Source organism: Leptospira alexanderi serovar Manhao 3 str. L 60, from assembly GCF_000243815.2.
GTDB lineage: Bacteria > Spirochaetota > Leptospiria > Leptospirales > Leptospiraceae > Leptospira > Leptospira alexanderi.
Genome location: NZ_AHMT02000029.1, coordinates 1 through 15,000 on the forward strand (window position 1 = coordinate 1; position 15,000 = coordinate 15,000).

Sequence of the window (15,000 nt, forward strand, 5' to 3'; positions counted from 1 at the left end):
TAGAATTTTTGCCTCCTTATGCTCCGGAGTTAAATCCTCAAGAATATATCTGGTGTCGTTGGAAGAAAACTATATGGCTAATTTTTGTCCGGAGAATCTTAGCCAATTGATTCAAAGAACTAAATCTACTTTAGGTATATTGAAATCAAATACAATCAGTTTCGATAGTTATTGGAGACAAGCTGGTATTTAGGTACTCATTTTTATAGGGATCAGTAATCCGTTTAAATCTAAAAGTTCAATTACGGTTTCGGGCAAACTATTTTTAAAAAATGAAATCGCATCCTCTTTATCCTGCAAAGTTTCACGGATTAAACGATCATGAGGGTTTGTCATATCAGACATGTAATTTTAAATAAAGGATACAACTCTTCTATTTGTAAAGATTCATTTTCTTTTTTTACGAATTAGTTCTTTGATTAAATCCTTAGCATCCAAAGCGACCGCATTTTTTAACAGTTTGGACTTAAGTGCTTTTTTGACGTCTTCTTTGACTCCACTAAATACCTTTTGCGCCGGTATAACAGGGTGAAAAAAATCCCTGCTTCTTTCGTTGACTACTACAAATTTAACAAGGGATCTTTGTACATGTCCGTTTTTGTAGATTTGTTCTCGTACAAAAATATCTCCTTTCCCTGTCATTAAAGAATCTTGTCTATACTTGTATTTGTTTCTTGTGACTAATTGCCCGTGTGCGTTTTCTTCCTTAAAACTTCCCGTTTTTATGATTACTGAGTTGATCGTATTCTTTTCAAAAGATAGAGGAGTTCCGTCTTCGTTTTTTGTGATTGGGACGATTACATAGGGTCCATTTTTTCCCATACGAGCTCTACTCCCTCTAAGTAAAGCCGGTCTCATATCATATCTTGGTCTTCCTTTTTCGATCACAGTCATATAGTTATATCTACCTTTGTTCGGATGAAAAACTCTGTAACCTCCCGGGATTTCTTTGATTAATATTCCGCCACCCCCGCCCGACTTATTCGACATTGCCATTTTACCCCACTAAGAAGGTTTTGCGGATAATACGTTATGTGTCCATGATGCCTTAGCGGCTAGTGCTATCGTATTTAGTAACTTTTGTGTTTTTGGAAATTTACCTTGTTTGTAAAGAGATTCGTAATTCATAAAAAAATGCGGTGTATCACCTCCCGGCGCCATACGGAAAGAGTGTTTTTGTATAAGGTAGAAGCTCCGACAAGATTAAGGTTCTTGTTTCGTCACTTGAAGATTTTGCATTAAAATCCCCCATAACCATAATCGTTGTTCCGGGTAAATCCTCGTTTAAATCTTGTACGATCGTAACTGCCCCCAATAAATTCCTATCCACAGTTTTCATGTATAAGATCAAACTCGAATTTGGAGTAGTCTCCCGAAAAATCACATAACGCGTTTCCGGAACTCCTCCTACTCCCGGGGTTAATTCTTACATATTTTAATTCCGTAGAATTTGTTAATAAAAGGTATTTTATCTCTTTTGTTTTTAGTAATCATTGAAAAAGAGGATGCCTCTTTTTCAATGATTGAGTTTATGAGATAAATAGATGCAAGATAATTTTCGGATTCCCTTTCCCAACGGGATGGATTAGAATAGTTCCGGCTCGACTTGCGCCAACTTGTGGTTCTTTTAACCCCACAAAACGTATAATATTTTTTTAATACCCATTCACAGAGGTTTCACCTTTTTTTCGAATATGGAACCGAATGTTTCTTCTTTTGATTAATACTTCTATATCTTTGAAGTCATAATCTTTTATTATTTAATAAGAAGAACTTTTTTTTGTTTTTTTCTTCTTTTTTCCAAAAATATTAGAATTAAATTTAAAGTTTCTTTTATATTTCATTTTCATGTTACTTGCTGGGACTTGAAAATATCTTAGTGAGATGCTGTGATAATCTGACTCCTGCACTTGCCAGCTGATGTTTCACTACTGGCATAGCGTTTTGGATATATGTATTTGAAATCCTTACGACAGAAGAATAATCGATGGGAATTCCGTCATAAGCGACATTACGAGCAAATTGAAAACCTTGAAGCGCCCAGGTTTCCGGAGTTGTTTGTGCTTCAGTTTGTGCAAAGGCTATATCTGATTTTAGAAGGATAGTCGTTGAGATGGGATTTGTACTGATATAATTTACTAAATTTGTATCCCAGAAACTGTGTAAGTTAGTCTGATATCTCCCGATCCTCACTTTTACTTTATTGCCGCCAAAATCATGATTCCTTTCCGCGACATGCAAAGGTTGGTGTATATCTCCAATAAAATGCACAACAAATGAAAGAGCCTGTAATCTTTTTGCATTAGTTTGAGTAGTATCTGCTAATATATTACTCCATCTATCTATCTCAGTGAGTACGCAAGCGGATTTGCAAGCCTTTACTATATCTTCATGCGTAGGATTGGACTGTGAAATGGGAGTGTCTATAAAATGCCACGAACCGGTATTTGTAGGCGGCTCGGGATTAGTAAAAATTTGATTACAAACTGGGCTCATCGGTTTCTTTGCAGATTGGAATACTCTAAGTTCATCAGGGCATGTTGATATTTCTTCTAAAGTTAAACCTCCTAGAATGTTATTGATTTCTTCAAATGTTTTGGAATTAGCCAATAGATGTTGCGCAATAATTCCAATTGCCCTGTGTCCCTGATGTCCCCAGGCATAAACATTTGAATTTCCTAATAAAATGATTATGGCCAAAACCGCTAATTTTATATGATTGATTGTTTTCATAGAATTCATTTTTCCTTGTGAAATTTTTGAAAATTTTAAATTTATTACAAGTAAAATTTAAAAATAGATTACATATGTATTATGCTTCTTAAGTAATAGAATATTAAAATAATAATATGTATTTTAATATTCTTTGAAGGCTTTGATTATTTTTGTAATCAACGGATTTCCCTCGGAAGATTATCTAAGAAAATCTTTTTGATTAAAAAATTAAAACATTCTTTTTAGGAAGCTGGTAATTACTACTCGGACGTATGAAAATGGTACAATTAACGAGCGATTTTTGCAGAGATATAGAAGTCCTCACAAAATTGCGCCGAATCCAGAATTGTTGGCTTTTTTAAAGAAGATCTAACATTCTAACTTTTGAAACAAACTTATTACAGTATTCTTTTTATGCGTCCGAGTAGTAAGGACTGCAAATTACCAAAAATTCATTTGAAGATGCCTATTTCTCGTGGTCGGGCCAGTGTTTCAGTTTAAAAAGACACTGCGATAACTATGTCAGGTAAGTTGGTTTAAATGTATCATGATTCTCATAAGATATTTTGGAGAAACTTCTTTCAATTGGAAGAACTTCGACTTGAAGATCCGATAAGATGCGGATTTGAGTTCCAAGATGGACTTTGATCAACCTATCTTCCGCCAAGTCTGTCTCAAACAACTTTCAAAGTTGTCTGTTTTAAGATTTCAATTTTTTTTAAGGTTCGTTTAGAGCTTTGTGTTTTAAAAGCGTTTCAACTTGAAAATTTAGGAAAAATTAATTCTTTTCTTCACTTGCCGTTAGTAAAACTTGTTTTAACGTAAGGATCTTATCTTTTTTAGAATGTTCTTTTGATAGATCGGGGTTTTCCCTGGGTGAATGGAATAAAAAAGTCCTATGTCCGGAAACATGTTGGATAATTCCACTCCGCTTACCAAATCCGTAAGCCAGGAATAAATCAAATCCAAAGCCGTTTCATAACCGTAAGGATGAATCCCCTCCATTTTAAAATTCGGATCTTGATCCTTTTTTTTGGATATATCAATAACTTTTGAATATAATAATTGTTGAATGTCTATGATTTTCCCGGCGATTCTTGGGTCTACGTCTTTTTTCTCTTTCAAAAGAGTTTTTAGAATAAAATCCACGTAGCCGCAAAAAAGCGCTGAAGCAGATAACATTTCTGAGAGATGGATTTCGGGTGCAAAGTTTTGATAGTTAAAAAAGAATAAATTTTTCAAAGGAAGAGACAAATTGTTCCCTTTAAGCCTACAGTGAGTTGCTTCTTTGGCGTATTCTAGATCGAATACTTCCAATTCAAGACCGTAAGAATCACGGGCTATATAAATCACGTCGAATGTTTCGGAAGGTGACTTCGCTACGATCAAAAATCCGCTACAGTTTGCACCATTCGTTAGAAAAGACTTGGATAGACTCAGGATAATTCGATTATTTTCGATCCGATATTTAGTGGCGATATTAGAAATTCTTCCTTTCCATCCTGATTCGCTGACTCCCATGGAAATAATATCTTTCCCAGAACTTATCTCCTTTAAGAGTCTGGCGCCAATTGAGATTGTTTCTTCTCTCTGAAAAACTCGGGTCGTTCCGTTTTCGTTTAAAAAACCGTCTGAAACAAATTTTAAAACTCTTCCCGCTACATTGGTTTGCGCCATCATCGCGATTCCGAGTCCAATTCCTCTCGGATAAGAGCCTAATTGATAGATTTTTTTGTGAAACGTTTCAAAGGAACCTCCAGCGATTGCTTCAAAGTATCCTTCCTCCACTAAGTATGGAAGTGCGTCCCTAAAAACGGTTTTATATTCATCGGATGGAATAGAAGATAAGAATTCTTTCAGATTCATAATGCCTCGTTGGATATTTTAACGATTCACTTTATGTTTTGTTTCCCGAGCGTTTTTTTTCTGTATTCCGTTTTTACTCGAAGGGCCGCTCGATACAGGGGATTTACCGTTTTCGGATGCAAAGACTTTCTTAAGATATTGACCTGTATAGGAATTTTTTACTTTTGCCACGTCTTTCGGAATCCCTTCCGCTATGACAAGCCCTCCCCCATCCCCTCCTTCGGGTCCCATGTCCACAATCCAGTCAGCTTGTTTAATCACATCTAGATTGTGTTCTATTACGATCATGGAATTTCCTCGATCTACGAGAGTATGGAGGACTTCGGAAAGATGTCTAACGTCTTCAAAGTGAAGTCCTGTTGTCGGTTCGTCCAAAATGTATAGGGTTTTTCCTGTAGGTCTTTTGGAAAGTTCCGTGGCAAGTTTGATTCTCTGGGCTTCTCCGCCTGAAAACGTGGTCGCGGGTTGCCCGAGCCGGATGTAACCTAATCCCACTTCCAAAAGGGTTTCCAATTTTCTTTTTACGATGGGAATGTTTTCGAAGAATTGATTCGCGTCCTCTACAGTCATTTCAAGGACGTCGAATATATTCTTCCCTTTATAACGAACTTCTAATGTTTCTTGATTGTATCGTTTTCCTTTGCAAACTTCGCAGGTCACATATACGTCTGGTAAAAAGTGCATTTCTATTTTCAGAATCCCATCGCCTTCGCAAGTTTCACAGCGTCCTCCGCTTACGTTGAAGCTGAATCTTCCCGGACCGTAACCTCTCAGTTTTGCTTCTTCGAGATTGGAAAACATTTCCCGAATCGGTGTAAAAAGTCCCGTATATGTCGCGGGATTGGAACGGGGAGTTCTTCCGATCGGAGATTGATCTATGTTTATGATCTTGTCGATATTTTCGAAACCCTTGATCGTCTTGTGTTTTCCCGCCAAGGTTTTCATCTTCATTACCTTGTGAGCGGCGGCGTTGTAAAGAATATCGTTGATGAGAGTCGACTTTCCGGAACCGGAAACACCCGTAATGACGACTAACTTACCTAAAGGAATGTTTACGTCTATATTCTTGAGATTGTTTTCTTTGGCTCCGATGATTTGAAGCTGGTTTCCGTTTCCTTCCCGGAGTTTTGCCGGAATCGGAACGTTTCTTCTTCCGGAAAGATATTTACCGGTAAGCGAATCCTTGTGTTTGGCCACGTCCGTGGGAGTTCCCGCACAAACGATCTGACCACCATGAACCCCTGCCCCCGGTCCCATATCGATCAACCAATCCGATTCTTCCATCGTTTCGTGATCGTGTTCGACTACAAGAACCGTGTTTCCTAGATCTCTTAAATTTTTGAGAGTGGAGATGAGTTTTGTATTGTCTCTTTGATGCAGACCGATGGAAGGTTCGTCCAGAATATAAAGAACACCCATCAGTCTCGAACCGATCTGAGTCGCAAGTCGGATACGCTGCGCTTCTCCTCCCGACAAGGACCCAGCGCTTCTTTCCAGGGTTAAATAACCGACTCCGACGTCGTTTAAGAAGGAAAGTCTCTGATGAATTTCCTTCAGAATCGGTTTTGCGATCACTTCTTCGGCTCCGGTGACTTTCAGGCTTTCGACGAAGCGCAAAGCTTTTTCGATCGAATAAGAAGTGAATTCATCCACGGGAACGTTATGCACCTTTACGGAAAGGCTTTCCCGTTTTAGACGTTTCCCTTTGCAGGAAGGACAAGGATGGTTGGTCATATAGGATTCGAACCACTGCCGCATCGAATCCGATTTTGTATCCTTGTATCTTCTTTGTAGATTGGGAATTACACCCTCGTATTCTTTCGTGAATTCATAATGGGAATTGGCTCCCCGAAAATCGTATTCGATTTTAATCTTCTTATCTCCGTAGAGAATGGTTTGTCTCGTTTTTTCGGGAAGATCTTTCCACGGAGTGTTCATCTTAAATTTTAAGGAATCGGATAAGGACTTAAGAGTCGCCATAAACCAAAAGCCGTTGCTCTTGGAACCGGCCCAAGCCTCGATGCAACCGTCGACCAAGGAAAGTTCCGGATCATTGACCAAAAGATCCTCGTCAAATTCCAATAAACTTCCCAAACCGTCGCAGGTCTCACAAGCTCCGTAAGGAGAATTGAAGGAAAACATTCGAGGAGAAAGTTCGGTAAAACCGATATCATGTCCGTTCGGACAAGCCATCTTCTGAGAAAGGATATGATCCTTAGAACCATCGTCCAAGATCACGAGTCCTTCGGATTGTTTGAGTGCGGTTTCCACCGAATCGGCCAGGCGACTTCGGATTCCGTCTTTCATCACGATTCGGTCGACTACGATTTCGATCGAGGTCTTAAAATTTTTCTTGAGTACGATTTCCTCGTCGAGAGTTCGTATCTCTCCGTTGATTCTTACCCGATTAAAGCCGTCTTTACGGATTTTTTCTAGGACGTCCTTGTGTTCTCCTTTTTTACCCGCAACGATAGGTGCGAGAATCTGTAGTTTACTTCCTTGTGGAAACGCAAGAACCCGTGCAGTGATCTGATCGACGGACATGGATTGAATCGGAGTTCCACATTCTGGACAATGAGGTTTTCCCACTCTTGCATATAAAAGTCTGAGATAATCGTAGATTTCTGTAACTGTTCCGACAGTGGATCTTGGGTTTCTGTGAGTGGTTTTTTGTTCGATGGAGATTGCGGGAGAAAGACCTTCTATCAGATCTAGATCCGGTTTTTCCATTTGGCCCAGAAATTGTCTGGCATATGCAGACAAACTTTCTACGTATCTTCTCTGGCCTTCCGCATAGATCGTGTCAAAAGCGAGAGAAGATTTTCCGGAACCGGATAAACCCGTAATAACTACAAGCTTATCTCTGGGAATATCCACGTTAATATTTTTAAGGTTGTGTTCTCTTGCTCCGCGAATCCGAATTTCCTGCAATGAAATACCCTCTCTCTTTTTAGAATTTACGGTGTACTAAAATCTGAAAACTCCTTTCCTAAAAGAAATTCTTCTTTTTCAGGAGGAATCTAATTTTCAAACTGGCGTCATGTTTCTAAATTTTCTCCAAATCGTGTTGATTCCGTTCCGACTCATTTTTCAACTGATCCGTTGGATTCGATTTCGATTCTTATCGAATCGTCACTACTTTTTGGAAATTCCATCCGAATTTACAAACTATCGTAAATCTTTTTTGATGAGATTACTTTCCTCCAAAGAGGAAAATTCTTTTTTCACGGATTTTCTGTTAGAGCTCAAACTACTCTCTCAAGTTCCCGGGTTGAAAAAAGTTTCGGTTTTGATTCGGCAACCGGAATACGGATTCGGTGAAGTCTTAAGCATAGCGGAAAGATTACTAATTCTGAAAGAATCCGGAGTCACTCTGGATGGATTTGCACTTACCGGCGGACTCAAATCCTTGTTTCTTTTAGGAATCTGTAATGAAAGATTCAGTTCGGAATCGTCGGAATTCTTTCCCGTTTTACCTTCTACAGAATCATTTTTTTTCGGAAATGCCGGCAAAAAATGGGGGGTAAAAGTGGAAACTTTCCAAAGCGGGCCGTATAAATCCTTCGGAGAATCCTTTCAAAGGGATAAATTCTCACCGAAAGCGCGCGAGAATCTAAACTTCCTCTTAAAACAGATGACGGACGATTTGGAATCTCTTTTTAAACGTTATACTGGCTTTGCACTCAAAACTTTTTCTGAACCTTTTCTATCCGCAAAAACGCTCAAGGAAAGAAAATTCGTCACCGGATTTCTAAACGAAGAGGATTTTAAGGAAAATTTTCTTTATTTAAACTACGAAAACGAAAAAGAAGATCAAAAACCACTCGCAAAAGAATTGACTCTTTCTTCTTTATATCGTTTTTCTAAATTAAGAAATTTTAAACTACTTCCGAAGAGGGCTCCGATCGTAGCGGTTCTTCCACTCAAAGGAACGATTCATCACGATACGATCGGCAAGGGGGAAGGTAAAACAGATGGAATTTCGTATTACGCAGTTCGAAATGCGCTTAAGGAACTGAGAGACGAATCCTCCGTAAAAGCGGTCGTTCTGGAGGTGGATTCTCCCGGAGGTTCGGCCTTTGTTTCAGAACTTCTCTATCAAGAAATTCTAAAATTACAAAAGAAGAAACCGGTTTACGCATATGTACAAAACGTTTCGGCAAGTGGGGGTTATTATCTTTCCTGCGGGGCTTCAAAAATTTACTCTTCTCCGTATGGAATTGTTGGAAGTATCGGTAGCCTTTCTCTTCGTTTGGATCTGAAAAACTTTTACTCCAAATTGGGAGTGACGAAGGACAGAGTCGGCTTTTACAAATACAGAGATCTTCTTTCCGAGTATGGACCGATTCGTCCGGAATCCAGGAAACTAATGAGGCAAGAAATCAAGGAATCCGAAGGACTTTTTTATAAGCGAGTCGCCGATGCGAGAAAAATTCCGATCTCGACTTTGGATAAACGATTCGGTCAGGGAAGAGTTTTCACATCTAGCCAATTTTTAAAGGAAAAGATGATCGATTCCATCACGGACTTTTTGGGTTTATTAGAAGATATTAAACAAGAATTGAAAACACAACGGTTGGAGATTCGATATTTACCTACCCTTTTCACATTTCAAAATTTTCTGAGATCTTTAAAGCCTGGATTTTTAGTAAATCGATTGGGTGGAAATTTCACTTCTTTTTTCCCGGAAGTTTTGCAATCTACTTCCATCAAGATGATAGATCCCTTGAGAAGAAAATTTCAATGCACGGAAGTGGAGTTCTTGTTACAATCCGCGTTTTGGAATCAAGGTTGAGTTCTATACCATAAATAACGTGAGCAGGGTCGTAAGCAAATGAGAAAGAATTTTCTAAAAGTAGGAGTCCCTACTTTTAGAATTTGTTCCTAAAATCGCGATTTGTTATAGTTCCCACATTTTAAGAATAGATTTGCAAAGTTCAAATTCAAACTTCCTACAAAAAAAATAAATCTTGAATTTCTTAACGACCCTGCTCACGTTAAATAATCTCAGGGTTTTCGTTTGATTTGGCAAGAGTGTAATCCTTTAATATATTAGGAACTTTATCGGAATTGAATAACGCAAAAGACCGACCCAAAGCACATAACCCACACAAGGCGACGTAAACTGTGGGAACTACTGCGTTTCATTACGAAACTCCCGAAACAAGTGCCTACTTCGAAGCGGCTTTTGAAATTCGATTGATTAATGCTTCTTTACCATTTCCATCTTTGGGAATTTCACACCATGCTTCCTTAATTCCCTTACGATCGCATTCCACAAAAAAGGAGTAAATGGACTTCATATATTCTTCATTGGAAGAAACCAAAATCTGAAACATTGATTCCGATTCGAAGCGAAAACCGATTTGTGCAAAATCTCTCGAAATTCCCTTTAATGAATCTTTTAATACGACTTTGCAAGCGGGAGCATAATGTCTATATTTAAGACCCGGACTTCTGGGCGCTTCTCTCAGTTCATTAAACAATTCGATTCCTTTAAGATCCAATAATATTTTCAGAAGATCGTTTCGATCCACAAAACCAGGACGAAGAAGAACCGGAGGTTCGGAGCTGAAGTCGATTACGGTCGATTCGATTCCTATTTTTGGTTCTTCTCCTCTTAAAATGCAGTCTACCTTACCGGAAAACTCTTCTAAAATATATTCAATTTTTGTTAAGGATGGTTTTCCGGAAAGATTCGCAGAGGGAGCGGCGACTGGAATACCGCAGAAACTCAAAAAAAACTGTGCCGTTGGATTGGAGGGAATTCGTAGGGCAACCGTATTCAAACCAGCGGTAAAAAGATCTTGATTTCTCTTTGGAAAAATGCCGGTGATAGGCCCGGGAGAAAAATTTTGAAATACAAGGTCGGCCTTCTCACTGACGTTTCCGCAAGCTTTTAAGGAGGAAAGATTTTCTACGTGAAGGATGAGAGGATTATCAGAAGGTCTGTTTTTAACTTCATAGATCTTCTTGCAGGCTTTGAAGTCAAACGCGGATGCTCCGATTCCGTAAACCGTTTCTGTGGGAAAAACGACGATCCCTCCTTCAAGCAGGATTTTTGCCGCTTCGAAAGGAGAGTATGTAATCAGAGTATCAACCTTGTTTTCTGACAAATTTCTCCGAATGATGCTGACGATCCATTTTTGCTTCTTCCGGAACGGTTTGTTCTGCGGCGGGTGCAGTCGGATCTTGTACGGGATCTTTCACTTTTTCCACAGGAGGAAGTTTATTAGAAACCAATAATTCTAGATAATCGTTGATTCCGGGATCGTTGTCGCTGATCAATTGCCAGAAAGAGAATCCGCCCAAATCGTACTGTCTTAAAAGATTCATCTTGTCTTCGAACGCTTTACGGTTCATGTAAAACGCGACACGATCACAACCTTCTGATTTATACCAGATACTTGGATCCTCATAAGTTTTTCCAGTATGAACCCAGGAAAATTTGGAAAGATTTGTCCAGGAACCGGAATTCTTAGTGTTTGCGAGAATCTGATCGATATTAGTCGGTTGTCTATGAATTCCCAGTCCTCTTTTGCGAACGGCATCCTGATAATAAACCGATTTGATCTTCGAGTTGCAATTTAAAGCCCAATCGTATCCATAAGTAGGAATGGCCATATACAACTGACGAGACGGAACTCTTGCTTTCGCATATTCGATAATACTTTTGATCCAGGTGTTTGGTGCTTGCGGACCCGGACCCGGGTTTCTATATTTTCTAGGATGCAATTCGTATGCCATAATCTTAATGCGATCTGCGTATTTAGCAAGGAAGGCATAATCATGAGTCATAGGTCCTCTCCAATTTTCCGCATAATCCATTTTGATTTTATCTTTTAGACCTTTGCAGACTTTCATGGATTCTCTTTTGGCCGGAGTTTTCGGATGAACAGCAACGGAGAGAATTTTTCCACGTTTATGGATTTCCTGAGAAAGAATTACAATGAATTCTTCGAATTTTTCTTTTTTCTCGCAACTCATTCCTTCGTAATCGATATCGATCCCGTCGTAACCATATGTATCCAGCTCGTAAAGAATATTGGCGAGGTGTTTATCACGAATATCGTTGCGGCCCTTCATTCCGATGTTTTCGGAAATTTTTTCGTACTTATTTTCCCAGCGAAAGATGGTAGGAATGATCTTGACGTTCGGATTGAGTTTACGTAACTCTGCGACACGTTCGTGTTTTTGAGAACTTCCCCAACTGGAATAAAGATCCCCGTTGTTTGTTTCACGACCTTTCATTCCGTAAATAAACGGGTGGATTTCATTGTAAAGATGTACGGTCTTCTTCATAGCTTCGTAATCCGAAAACCAAGTGGAAGCGCGGAAATTAGAATTCTCATCCGCTTTTGACAATAGAGTTTCTTCAGTCCCGGATGCATCATTGTCTTTTCCAAATGAGAAGAAACTCGAATTGGATTCCGATTTTGAAGACGAATCTTCCGTTTCGGAAGAATCTATTGTTTTATGGATCGGGAAGAGATTTCGAATTTCGTCTATGATTCCGACAGAACCCACGCGAACGTTTTCCCCTGGAAAAGAGGAATCACCCTTTTTGAGAAGATGAATCCCTAAGGAAAAGGAAAGTGAGGACAATAAAAACCAAGTAAAGGAGTAAAGTAAGATCTTATGCTTAGGTTCTGAATCTTTTTGAAAGGAAAGCGGTTTTATCAAGTCTTCGGGAATATCGTATTTGTCTTCTTGTTCGTGTGCCATCGGTGTTACAATTTCATTATCGAATCGAAATCTAAGAAAATAAAGAAGTTTCCTAAAGTTGATGAATTTGAAATTCACTTCCAGAGATTTATTGGATTGAGGGTTGTCAAACGGTTCTTTTTACAAGTTGACGAATTCGTGCGATAAAGGGAAAAAACCGCTTATGCCTCTTTCTAAGTCACAGAAATTATTCATCATCCTAAATGCTTTCTTTTTGACGTTCTTGATCCTTGCCGAAGTGACAGGTTCCAAACTTTTTGTTTCTTTTGGTTTTACTCTTACGATGGGTGTAATACCATTTCCGGTTACATTTATTGTGACCGATCTTCTCAACGAATACTATGGAAGAAAGGGAGTTCGATTTACCACACTTTTGGGAATGGTGATGATCTTCCTGGCTTACTTCCTTTTGATGTTGGACATGTCGATTCCGGCGGCCCCCAATTCTCCGGTGGACAACCATTCTTTCAATGTAGTCTTCTCAAACTCGGGAAAGGTCATCGTCGGTTCCATTGTAGCGTATTTGATCGGGCAATTGATTGATATCCAGATCTTTCACTTTCTCAGAATTAAAACCGAGAACAAGTATATTTGGTTACGAGCTACTGGTTCCACGATCGTTTCTCAGCTTGTGGATTCTTTCGTAGTGATTTATATTGCGCTTGGCGGAGGCAAACTCAGTTTTCAAGAATTGAATCAGATCTCCACGAACAACTTCATATATAAATGTGGGGTTGCGATTGCGATTACTCCTCTGATTTACGGTGCGCATCGTTGTATCAATTGGTATTTAGGCAAAGAAGCGGAAGAAATGATTGAATTTGCGATGAAAGAAGGAAGATCCGGCACAGAATCTCTTTGATAGAAATTTGTTTGGATAAATTCTCTTTTTTCCTTAGAAGTGCTCGGTTGCTTTTGATCTGTTATTTAGCCTGGGGAATTTTCTATTATTGATCCTACGTTATATATTTGTTATTTTAATGGAGATGATTAGAGTTGTTGAAAAATTAATTCTTGAGTCTGTTTCCATTTCATTGAAATGGACGATTGAAGCAGTTTTGTGAATCCGAGCTATGGAATTTTTCAACAACTCTATTACAAATTGCCTCTGAAACTTGAACGTAATCCAGAGATCGATATTTTGTTCTAAAGGAGAAGCATATGCCTAAGGTTTTGGTCCCGTTCGCAGAAGGAATGGAAGAAATGGAAGCGGTTATCATCGTAGATATTCTCCGCAGAGCTGGGGTGGAAGTTACGAGTGCTTCCCTAAAGGAAGGACCGATAAAGGCTTCCAGAGGAGTTTGTTTTTTAGCCGATACAACTTTAGATGCAGTAAATTTAAAAAACTTCGATATGATCGTACTTCCAGGCGGAGGCGGAGGAACCAAGGTTCTCGGAGCGGATCGCAAAATCGCCGATTTTCTCCAAGAAGCGAAAAAAGAGAACAAATGGATCGGTGCTATTTGTGCTGCACCTAGTATATTAGTACATCAAAATATACTAACTACTGAGGATCGTTTTACCGCCTTTCCGGGAATCGTATCTGATGATACGCCGGGTTATACTGGTTCCCGGTTGGAAATTTCCGGAAAGATCGTTACAAGCATCGGTCCCGGTTCTGCCTTCGAATTTTCTTTAGAACTCGTAAAAATCCTATGCGGGAAAGAATCTATGTTGAAAGTGAAATCCGCTCTTCAACTTGCTTTATGAAAGAATTCATATCGAAACATAAGGGTAAATTTCAGAGAATCACCGCGATTTCCGGAGCTGGCGTTTCCGCCGAAAGTGGAATTCCCACGTTTCGGGGAAGCGGCGGCCTTTGGAAAAATTTTCGAGTCGAAGATTTAGCAACTCCACAAGCCTTTCAAAAGGATCCCCAGTTAGTTTGGGAATGGTATCTTTGGAGAAGAAACGTTATCGACACCAAACAACCGAATCGTGGACATCTGGCACTTGCAGAGTTGGAGGAAATGCATACCGATTTTTTTCTAGTCACGCAAAATGTGGACGGGCTTCATATCCGTGCGGGCTCCAAGAAGTTGGTCGAAATGCATGGAAATATTTTTATCAATCGTTGTATATCCTGCGGTCAAGAATCCAACGAAAAAATCCTCAATGAGGAAAACTTGCTTCCACCTAAATGTGAATTCTGCGGGAATTTTTTAAGACCGGGTGTAGTTTGGTTCGGTGAAAGTTACGACCAAGAGAAACTGAATTTTTCAATTCAAAGAATGGAAAATACGGACCTATTACTGATTCTCGGAACCTCCGGTCTTGTTAGCATGCCGGTGTATCTGACTCAGGTCGCAAAACGTTCAGGCTCCATTCTTATTGAAGTCAATCCGGAACGTTCTTCTTTCTCTTCTTCCGTAGATCTTTTTGTTCAAGGAAAAACGGGAGAAATTCTTCCTGAGTTGATTTCGGAAATCGTAGCGTGATTTAAAACACGGAAGAGTCGATTTAATTCTTTCATTCAATAAAAGATTACATTCTATGAACTTTTAAAAGTCTCCTAAACGATTATGAACTCTCCGTGAATACATTCACCTCTAGTTTGAAATTTCAGAATCCCAACGGTTCTCAATTCAAATCAATGTACGGTTTTTAATTTTGAAAATTACCGGCTGTATGAAATCGTACTGAATTCATTTTGGAAGTCTTTGAAAGATAAAATCTGCGTAATCGTTAAAACAA

At 39.2% G+C, this 15,000-nt stretch carries 11 protein-coding genes and 3 pseudogenes (1 of these 14 only partly in view); 5 read left to right on the top strand and 9 right to left on the bottom strand.

Annotated elements, in window-relative coordinates:
- Nucleotides 1–193 (top strand): annotated as a pseudogene (locus LEP1GSC062_RS24715) (IS630 family transposase); the annotation flags it as partial.
- Here the strand turns inward: LEP1GSC062_RS24715 and LEP1GSC062_RS09850 are convergent.
- The 6 genes and pseudogenes from LEP1GSC062_RS09850 to uvrA form a co-directional block, all read right to left on the bottom strand.
- A complete protein-coding gene (locus tag LEP1GSC062_RS09850) occupies nucleotides 190–345 on the bottom strand; it encodes an Rpn family recombination-promoting nuclease/putative transposase (protein WP_244265100.1) in 156 nt (51 codons plus the stop codon). The pseudogene LEP1GSC062_RS24715 and the gene LEP1GSC062_RS09850 overlap by 4 nt on opposite strands.
- A gap of 42 nt (nucleotides 346–387) precedes the next feature.
- Nucleotides 388–1,128, bottom strand: a pseudogene (locus tag LEP1GSC062_RS09855) (hypothetical protein).
- 22 nt (nucleotides 1,129–1,150) lie between these two features.
- Nucleotides 1,151–1,423, bottom strand: a pseudogene (locus LEP1GSC062_RS09860) (capsid protein); the annotation flags it as partial.
- Nucleotides 1,424–1,851: 428 nt separating this feature from the next.
- Nucleotides 1,852–2,733, bottom strand: coding sequence for a S1/P1 nuclease (locus LEP1GSC062_RS09865; protein WP_010578898.1), 882 nt, complete (start codon nucleotides 2,731–2,733; stop codon nucleotides 1,852–1,854).
- 798 nt (nucleotides 2,734–3,531) lie between these two features.
- Nucleotides 3,532–4,581, bottom strand: coding sequence for an acyl-CoA dehydrogenase family protein (locus LEP1GSC062_RS09870; RefSeq protein WP_020984176.1), 1,050 nt, complete (start codon nucleotides 4,579–4,581; stop codon nucleotides 3,532–3,534).
- 18 nt (nucleotides 4,582–4,599) lie between these two features.
- Nucleotides 4,600–7,512, bottom strand: a complete 2,913-nt coding sequence (gene uvrA / locus LEP1GSC062_RS09875; protein WP_010578899.1) for an excinuclease ABC subunit UvrA — start codon at nucleotides 7,510–7,512, stop codon at nucleotides 4,600–4,602.
- Between the two features lie 109 nt (nucleotides 7,513–7,621).
- On the opposite strand from uvrA, the gene sppA reads away from it, so the two are divergent.
- Nucleotides 7,622–9,376, top strand: a complete 1,755-nt coding sequence (sppA, locus tag LEP1GSC062_RS09880) for a signal peptide peptidase SppA (RefSeq protein WP_010578900.1) — start codon at nucleotides 7,622–7,624, stop codon at nucleotides 9,374–9,376.
- 376 nt (nucleotides 9,377–9,752) lie between these two features.
- Here the strand turns inward: sppA and LEP1GSC062_RS09885 are convergent, their stop codons facing one another.
- A complete protein-coding gene (locus LEP1GSC062_RS09885) occupies nucleotides 9,753–10,697 on the bottom strand; it encodes an L-threonylcarbamoyladenylate synthase (protein ID WP_020984146.1) in 945 nt (314 codons plus the stop codon).
- Complete coding sequence (locus LEP1GSC062_RS09890) at nucleotides 10,678–12,306, bottom strand: glycosyl hydrolase family 18 protein (RefSeq protein WP_020984159.1); 1,629 nt, start codon at nucleotides 12,304–12,306, stop codon at nucleotides 10,678–10,680. The genes LEP1GSC062_RS09885 and LEP1GSC062_RS09890 overlap by 20 nt, the downstream gene beginning before the upstream one ends.
- Before the next feature lie 163 nt (nucleotides 12,307–12,469).
- On the opposite strand from LEP1GSC062_RS09890, the gene LEP1GSC062_RS09895 reads away from it, so the two are divergent.
- From LEP1GSC062_RS09895 to LEP1GSC062_RS09905, 3 genes are all read left to right on the top strand, one after another.
- A complete protein-coding gene (locus LEP1GSC062_RS09895; protein ID WP_010578903.1) occupies nucleotides 12,470–13,168 on the top strand; it encodes a queuosine precursor transporter in 699 nt (232 codons plus the stop codon).
- A 299-nt stretch (nucleotides 13,169–13,467) separates the two neighbouring features.
- Entirely contained in the window at nucleotides 13,468–14,016 is a 549-nt protein-coding gene (locus LEP1GSC062_RS09900; protein ID WP_010578904.1) for a DJ-1 family glyoxalase III, read from the top strand.
- Complete coding sequence (locus LEP1GSC062_RS09905) at nucleotides 14,013–14,744, top strand: SIR2 family NAD-dependent protein deacylase (protein ID WP_010578905.1); 732 nt, start codon at nucleotides 14,013–14,015, stop codon at nucleotides 14,742–14,744. The genes LEP1GSC062_RS09900 and LEP1GSC062_RS09905 overlap by 4 nt, the downstream gene beginning before the upstream one ends.
- A gap of 207 nt (nucleotides 14,745–14,951) precedes the next feature.
- Here LEP1GSC062_RS09905 and LEP1GSC062_RS09910 read toward each other — a convergent pair whose 3' ends face one another.
- Nucleotides 14,952–15,000: the 3' portion of a DUF1574 domain-containing protein gene (locus LEP1GSC062_RS09910; RefSeq protein ID WP_010578906.1), read on the bottom strand. It continues 1,022 nt past the right edge of the window; only the last 49 of its 1,071 coding nucleotides appear in the window; its start codon lies off the right edge, out of view; it ends in the stop codon at nucleotides 14,952–14,954.

Coding starts and splice junctions, on each gene's coding strand:
- LEP1GSC062_RS09850 (WP_244265100.1), bottom strand. CDS start 345: ATGTCTGATATGACAAACCCTCATGATCGTTTAATCCGTGAAACTTTG.
- LEP1GSC062_RS09865 (WP_010578898.1), bottom strand. CDS start 2,733: ATGAAAACAATCAATCATATAAAATTAGCGGTTTTGGCCATAATCATT.
- LEP1GSC062_RS09870 (WP_020984176.1), bottom strand. CDS start 4,581: ATGAATCTGAAAGAATTCTTATCTTCTATTCCATCCGATGAATATAAA.
- sppA (WP_010578900.1), top strand. CDS start 7,622: ATGTTTCTAAATTTTCTCCAAATCGTGTTGATTCCGTTCCGACTCATT.
- LEP1GSC062_RS09890 (WP_020984159.1), bottom strand. CDS start 12,306: ATGGCACACGAACAAGAAGACAAATACGATATTCCCGAAGACTTGATA.
- LEP1GSC062_RS09895 (WP_010578903.1), top strand. CDS start 12,470: ATGCCTCTTTCTAAGTCACAGAAATTATTCATCATCCTAAATGCTTTC.
- LEP1GSC062_RS09900 (WP_010578904.1), top strand. CDS start 13,468: ATGCCTAAGGTTTTGGTCCCGTTCGCAGAAGGAATGGAAGAAATGGAA.
- LEP1GSC062_RS09905 (WP_010578905.1), top strand. CDS start 14,013: ATGAAAGAATTCATATCGAAACATAAGGGTAAATTTCAGAGAATCACC.